Source organism: [Clostridium] citroniae WAL-17108 (assembly GCF_000233455.1).
In the GTDB taxonomy this organism is placed as follows: Bacteria; Bacillota; Clostridia; order Lachnospirales; family Lachnospiraceae; genus Enterocloster; species Enterocloster citroniae.
Window position 1 is genome coordinate 70,289 of the sequence record NZ_JH376430.1, and the last position, 6,947, is coordinate 77,235.

Below are 6,947 nucleotides of genomic sequence, written 5' to 3' on the forward strand. Positions count from 1 at the left end.
TAGCAAATACCCTGTACGAGGTATGTCATGGCAGACTGCCCTTTTAACTCAGCCTCAGAAACCATTGCTGACTTTATCTACCGTTACGGAAGCCAGCAGCAAATTATCGGTAACCCGGAAGACATTCCCTGTATGGACTTTGTAAGCACTGACTTCAGTATTATATATACTCCCTTGGACACTGTGGAACCCATATCATTAAGGCGGACTTCCTACTACAGTATCCCCGGACTGTACACGCTTTTAGACAGTTCCAGCATGGAAGCTTCCGGTATCCTTTCCACCCATTCATCCCCTGCCCTGGGCAACCGGGGGCGCGGTGTACTCATTGGCATCATTGACACGGGAATCGACTATACCAATCCCCTGTTCCGGAATCCGGACGGGACCACCAGGATCAACAGCATCTGGGATCAGAGCCTGCCGGAGGATAAAACCCTGATTCCGCCGGGCGTACCCAACCGGTATAATGCCAGCGGAGCGACCTATGGCACAGAGTATACCAGGGAACAGATCAACCAGGCCCTGGAATCCGATGATCCACTTGCCCTGGTCCCATCTACGGACACCAATGGACACGGAACCTTTCTGGCCGGTATTGCCGCCGGCGGCTTCCTGCCTGAGGAAGATTTTACCGGAGCCGCCCCGGAATGCGAACTGCTGATCGTCAAGCTAAAACCTGCCAAACAATATCTGCGCGATTTCTACCTTGTCAGCAGCGATGCTGACGCTTACCAGGAAAATGATATCATGATGGGAATCAAGTATCTGCGCGTGGAGGCATTCAGCCGCGGAAAACCGTTGGTCATCCTTCTCGGCATTGGCTCCAATCTGGGCAGCCACGAGGGAACATCCCCTCTCAGCGTAATGCTCCAGGACATCAGCCGGTATCTGGGCACGGCAACTGTTATTGCAGCCGGCAATGAGACAGGACGGGGTCATCACTACATGGGCACCATACCCACAGGAGAGTCTTCTGTTGATGTGGAGATCCGCGTGGGGCAGCCGGAATCCCAGCGGGGATTCGTGGTTGAGCTGTGGGCCTCCACCATTGACACATATTCCGTTGGATTTCTTTCCCCCAGCGGGGAAACCATAAGCCGTATTCCTATTATAGCCGGAAATGAAACCTCTATCCCTTTCCTTTTGGAACCCACGGTCATTACCGTGAATTACCAGCTGATTGAAGCGGGGTCGGGAAGGCAGCTTATTTTTATGCGTTTTGAAGCCCCCACGACCGGAATCTGGAAAATACGCGTATACAATACCCAGTTTCTTACAGGCCAATTTAACATGTGGCTTCCCACCCACAACCTGATCTCGGAGGAAACCGTGTTCCTGACTCCCAGTCCTTACACCACCATCACGCTTCCGGGAAATGCCCCTTCTCCCATCACAGTGGGCGCCTACAACCATCTGAACAACAGCATCTACATTCACTCCAGCCGCGGATACACGGTGGGAGGACTGATCAAGCCGGATCTGGCAGCCCCGGGCGTTGATGTAAGCGGACCTGCCATCGGACGCAGGATTGGAACCTCCGTTCCCATGACCACCAGGACCGGAACCTCGGTTGCCGCCGCACACGTTGCCGGCGCTGCTGCCAATCTTTTAGGATGGGGAATTGTGGAAGGAAATAATATTACCATGAGTGAGGCCTCGATCAAGGCTTACCTGATCCGGGGGGCAAGAAGAAATCCAGCGCTGTCGTATCCCAACAGGGAGTGGGGATACGGAGCCCTGGATCTATATGAAACATTTTTACGGTTACGGGAGTAAATTCCCCTTAGACTGCCGTTTTGCCGCACCGGGCCGTCCTGGGGACCGTCCTCCCATCCTCAACTTCATTCTCATCCTCTCATCTGGATCAGCGGTCCGCCGTTCTTCTCCAGGTAAGGACGTGTCACCACAACAGAACCAATGTTGGGGTCCTTGGGTATCTCATACATGATATCCAGCATAAACTCTTCCAGAATTGCCCGAAGAGCCCTTGCGCCGGTTCCCCTTTTCAGTGCTTCTTCGGCAATCCACATAAGGGCGTCATCCTCAAACACAAGCCTGACCTCGTCCATGGACAGCAGCTTTTCATATTGCTTGGTAATGGCATTCCTGGGTTCCTTTAAAATACGGACCATCATATCCTCTGTAAGCCCCTGAAGGGTCACTGTCACCGGCAGCCTTCCCAGGAACTCGGGAATCATACCGAAGGTGCGCAGGTCTTCATTGGTTACATGGCTCAGTATATTGGGATCACTGTCATATGTATCCTTGAGGACAGAGCCAAATCCCATGGAGGACTTTTTCTTAAGCCTTTCCTTAATGATCTCCTCCAGATCCGGAAATGCTCCTCCGCAGATAAACAGGATATTATCCGTGTTCACGGTTGCCATGGGAGTCATGGCATTCTTCTGGTTGGAGCCCACAGGCACTTCCACCGTGCTTCCCTCCAGAAGCTTAAGAAGCTCCTGCTGCACGGACTCACCGCTGACGTCCCTGGTGTTTGTCTGCTTTTTCTTGGCAATCTTGTCGATCTCATCAATGAAGATGATCCCCCGCTGGGCTCTCTCCACATCGTTATCAGCAGCGGCCAAAAGCTTGGAGACCACGCTTTCAATGTCATCACCGATATATCCGGCCTCGGTTAGGGAGGTGGCGTCTGCAATGGCAAGAGGCACGTCCAAAAGGCGGGCCAATGTCTTTACCAGATAGGTCTTCCCGCTTCCCGTGGGTCCTATCATCAGGATATTGGATTTCTCAATCACCACATCATCCGGCTCGGCATTTTCCGCATTTCCCTCTCCCTGCCCTGCCTTACCGTCCAAAAAAGCACGCTTGTAGTGGTTGTAAACGGCCACTGAAACCACCTTTTTTGCCTTTTCCTGTCCGATCACATACTCATCCAGTTTTCCCTTGATCACATGGGGCGTGGGTATGTCCTTCATGGTAAGGACCGGCTGTTCCTGGGACTTTTTCTTGATCTTTTGTTTCTTTGGGATCTCCACCGCGGGAGGGGTCACGTTCAGGTCATTAAGGTTCATATTCATATACGGCATGTTGGAAAACTTGGAAAAATCCATTCCTCCCTTTGTCACCGAATCAAAAGCTTTCTGCATGCAATCATGACACAGGTTCATTCCCCCGGGCATGGATATCATGGAACCGGCCTTGCTCTCAGGCCTGCGGCACATATAGCAGACCTTCTCATATTTGTCATCTTCCTTATTATCTTCTTTATCTTGACCGGATGGTTTCACATCTTCGGTATAGTCTTTGTCGTCCAAGTCAGTTCTCCTCTCTGTAACAAGCATCCCTGCGTGGTTCCAGGGCCTCTCTGGCCATCTTCTGCCATTGGGATAAGTATATAACAAAATGCTTCCCCAAACAAGAGGAAGCATTTTCATTTCATATTGTTTTTAAAAATTTAACTTACTGTGCAGGATTGCTTTGTTCTTCCTGAGGCATGGACTTCAGGGTCACCTGCACAATACGCTCCTGGTATTGTCCGTTTTCCTGGGTCTGGACCGTAAGCTCCAGCTCTTCCCCCAGTTCATAACAGGCTAACAGCTCCTGAAGTTCTGTCATGGTCTTGACAGACTGTCCATCCACCTTTGTTATGATGTCCTTATCCCTTAAATCCGATTCAGCCGCCGCCCCGTCTCCCAGGACCTTGTATACATAGACTCCCCTGGGCATGCCGAACAGGCTGGCCGTCTCCTCATCTACCGTAGTACCCTGGATTCCCAGATATCCCCGCTTTGCCTCCTCCACGGGATTCATGGTCTTCCTGTTCATGAGCTGGCTCATGATATCCTGGGCCTTGGAAATGGGGATCGCATATCCAATCCCCTCCACCTCTGTGGACGAATACTTGGCTGCATTGATTCCCACCACTTCCCCCTTCATATTCAAAAGGGCGCCTCCGCTGTTGCCCGGGTTAATGGCAGCATCAGTCTGCAGCAGGGTTCTGGTGGCATTGTTGGATACCCGCACCTCACGGTCCAGGGCGCTCACATATCCCACGGTCACGGACTGGCCGTATCCCAGCGCATTGCCGATGGCGATCACGCCCTGCCCCACCTTTAGGTCATCTGAACTTCCCAGTTTGGCTACGGATATCTTACTCTTTGTATCTGCTTTGATCTGGTCCAGAGGAACAGAGATCACTGCAAGATCCGTCTCCGCATCCGTTCCCTTGATCACTGCATCCACTACCTCGTTATCTATAAATGCCACTTTCATGGAGGAGGCACTCTCCACCACATGGTTATTAGTCACAATGAGCAGTTCCTGGTCATTTTCCCCTATGATGATCCCCGATCCTGAGCTGGGGACTTCATAGGTCTGGGGACCGCCGAAAAACCATCCATAGCCGTAATTATTGCTCTGGTAAACAGTGGTGCTGGTAATGGCTACCACCGTAGGCATGGCCGCTTCCACAATATCAGACACATCCGCCACTCCTCCCCCTCCTGAGTTGGGAACTTTCTCGTGGGACCCTGATCCGCCCTGGCCGCTTTGCCCATTCTGCCCTTTTCCGTCCATCTGGCCGTTATCCGGGCCTGGAACCGGCTGATCTCCGTTTTCTTTGCCGGAAGGATCTGCTGAAGCATAAATGTTCAAGTATCTTGAAGCAGCCACATGGACGCCCACCATGACGCCTCCTGAAACACCTCCGAACAGGACCGCTCCTGCTGTGATCAAAGCTGCTTTTTTTAACAGTCCGCCCCTTTTCTTTGGAGGACGCCGGTCTCCCAATGGTCCCCGGCCTCCCAATGGTCCTTGGCCTCCCAATGGTCCCTGGCCCCCTGACGGCCCCTGATTAAAATTGGGTCCCTGGTCAAACTGCGGTTCATTATATGGACGGCCTTCATATCCCTGATTATCGTATGATTTCCAACCGTATTCCTGATCATTATCGTACATTCATATATCCCCTTTCCTGATTTGCACGCATATCTTCCGATTCTGAATAGAGTGTATCAATGATTTGTGATAAATATGTGACCATTTTCTTATATAATACTAAAAAGGGACCAGCCGGCACTGTCATAAATTACAGTGAACCTGCTGGCCCCCTTATTTTACATTGGATAAAGGTATCCGGTAAAGGTTAATTTCCCGGTCCGATGATCACAGAGCCCGGTCCTTCGGGAACATATCCCTCTGTAGTAGTGGTGCTGCCCGGATACGCGGCTGAGGTTCCGGTGGTGCTGCCCGGATAGGATGCCGAGGTCCCGGTGGTACTGCCCGGATACGCGGCCGTGGTAGAGCCTGGCCCGGTCACTTCACCGCCGGGTGACGTGGTGGAGCCTGGATACACACCGGATGAACTGCTTTCATCAGCCGGAGAGGTGGTATAACCCGGATAGGGAATAGTGGCTGAGCTGCTTCCGCTTGGACGGGTCGTACCTGACGGCCGCGTTGTCCCCGGATGGGAACCAGGACTTTCATCCTCCGGCGGGTCAATGATATCCCCGAACTCATCGGTCTCAAGATCCCACTCGTTCTCACCGTCAATGATTCCCTCATCGATCTCGGAGGTACTAACATCCGTACCTTCCTCTTCGCCCTTAGTGGTAGTCTCCGCGGCCTGGGTCGTACTCTGTGTGGGCTTTGGTATATATCCGCCGTCAGTACCTACCTTGTCTATATATTTTCCTTCATTGTACATACCTGAATCAGCCGATATCTTGGAACTGATCTTCTTTACCATGTCACTGGGCTGGTAATCATCATCATCAAACAGGAACTGATGCAGTGCGATCACATTGCTCTCCAGGGTCTGGGGAATGACGCAGTCGCCCTTTTTGCCCATATTGGCATCACTTCTCTGCATTGGAAATCCTACCGTATCCGCAATGGTATATTTTGTCAGGCTCTTGGCTGCCGGGATGATATCATCCAGGGTAACACTGGTAAGGATCTGTTTGAATACAACCTCCATAACGTTGTTGATCACTGCGAAATCCGCTGTCTTCAACTTGTCAAAACACTTCTGTATGATCTCCCGCTGGCGCTCCGTACGGGCAAAGTCCGTATCCATCTTGCGCAGACGCGCGTAGGCAACTGCCTGGACCCCGTCCAAATGGTTTACTCCCGCAGACTTCAGGTGCTGGGATGCAACCCCCGTGGCCTCCACGGTTTCCGTAATGTAAGCGTTAATGTAATAAAATTCCGCCTTGCTCAATTCCACATCCACGCCGCCCAGAATATTGATGGCATCCGCCACCGCCTTCCAGTTAAAGGTGGCGTAATCGTCAATCTGTATATCCAGGTTCTTGTTCAGGGCCTTGATCGCCTGCTCCGGCCCTCCCCTGAAATAAGCCTGGTTGATCTTGTTATAGGAACCTTCATCATCCAGATTCAGATAGCTGTCCCTGAAAATACTGACCAGCTTGATTTCGCTGGTTTCCTGGTTAACATTTGCAATGATGATAACATCCGCGTTATTGCCTTTTCCAACGGAATTGTTCCGGCTGTCCACGCCAAAAAGCGCAACCGTCCAGTATCCCTTCATATTGGCAACCTTATCCACATTCAGGTTAGGGTTGGTTTCCTGCTCAATATTAAACTTGGGATCTCTCTGGAGCATATTATATTTTTTAAGAAACTGTCTGGTCACGAAAATCCCGGGCAGGATGATCAGAAACTCCAGAACGATCATGGTGATCAGCATGATCCTGTAAAACTTCTTCGTCTCGCCTGCTGCCTTATCTGTTGCAGCAGTCTCCTTGGCGGCGCTGCGGTCCGATATATCCTTGCCGTTCCTGCGAAGGGATGCCCCTCTGGCGCCGGATGCCCTGTCATCTGCCAGGTTGACCTCCGGTGTATAAATGCGGCTTTCCCGTCTGGTCCCCGCCGGTCTGGCCCCGGTTTCCGCCCCGGCTCTGGCTCCGGTCGGCCTGGTTCCGGTTTCCGCCCCGGCTCTGGCTCCGGTCGGCCTGGAC

General features: G+C 52.0%; 4 protein-coding genes. 1 reads left to right on the forward strand and 3 read right to left on the reverse strand.

The window, feature by feature from the left end; all coding sequences use genetic code 11:
• Window positions 1–27: 27 nt before the first annotated feature.
• Complete coding sequence (locus tag HMPREF9469_RS26225; RefSeq protein WP_007869373.1) at window positions 28–1,779, forward strand: S8 family peptidase; 1,752 nt, start codon at window positions 28–30, stop codon at window positions 1,777–1,779.
• A gap of 71 nt (window positions 1,780–1,850) precedes the next feature.
• Here the strand turns inward: HMPREF9469_RS26225 and clpX are convergent, their stop codons facing one another.
• From clpX to HMPREF9469_RS26240, 3 genes are all read right to left on the reverse strand, one after another.
• Window positions 1,851–3,281: an ATP-dependent Clp protease ATP-binding subunit ClpX gene (clpX, locus tag HMPREF9469_RS26230; protein ID WP_007869375.1), complete on the reverse strand. Its 1,431-nt coding sequence runs from the start codon at window positions 3,279–3,281 to the stop codon at window positions 1,851–1,853.
• A 145-nt stretch (window positions 3,282–3,426) separates the two neighbouring features.
• Entirely contained in the window at window positions 3,427–4,923 is a 1,497-nt protein-coding gene (locus tag HMPREF9469_RS26235) for a S1C family serine protease (RefSeq protein ID WP_040417414.1), read from the reverse strand.
• A 187-nt stretch (window positions 4,924–5,110) separates the two neighbouring features.
• A partial coding sequence (locus HMPREF9469_RS26240; protein ID WP_007869379.1) for an LCP family glycopolymer transferase occupies window positions 5,111–6,947 on the reverse strand: 1,837 nt, incomplete at its 5' end.

Excerpts from the sequence above, each read along its gene's own strand:
- HMPREF9469_RS26225 (WP_007869373.1), top strand. The coding sequence starts at position 28 with ATGGCAGACTGCCCTTTTAACTCAGCCTCAGAAACCATTGCTGACTTT.
- HMPREF9469_RS26235 (WP_040417414.1), bottom strand. The coding sequence starts at position 4,923 with ATGTACGATAATGATCAGGAATACGGTTGGAAATCATACGATAATCAG.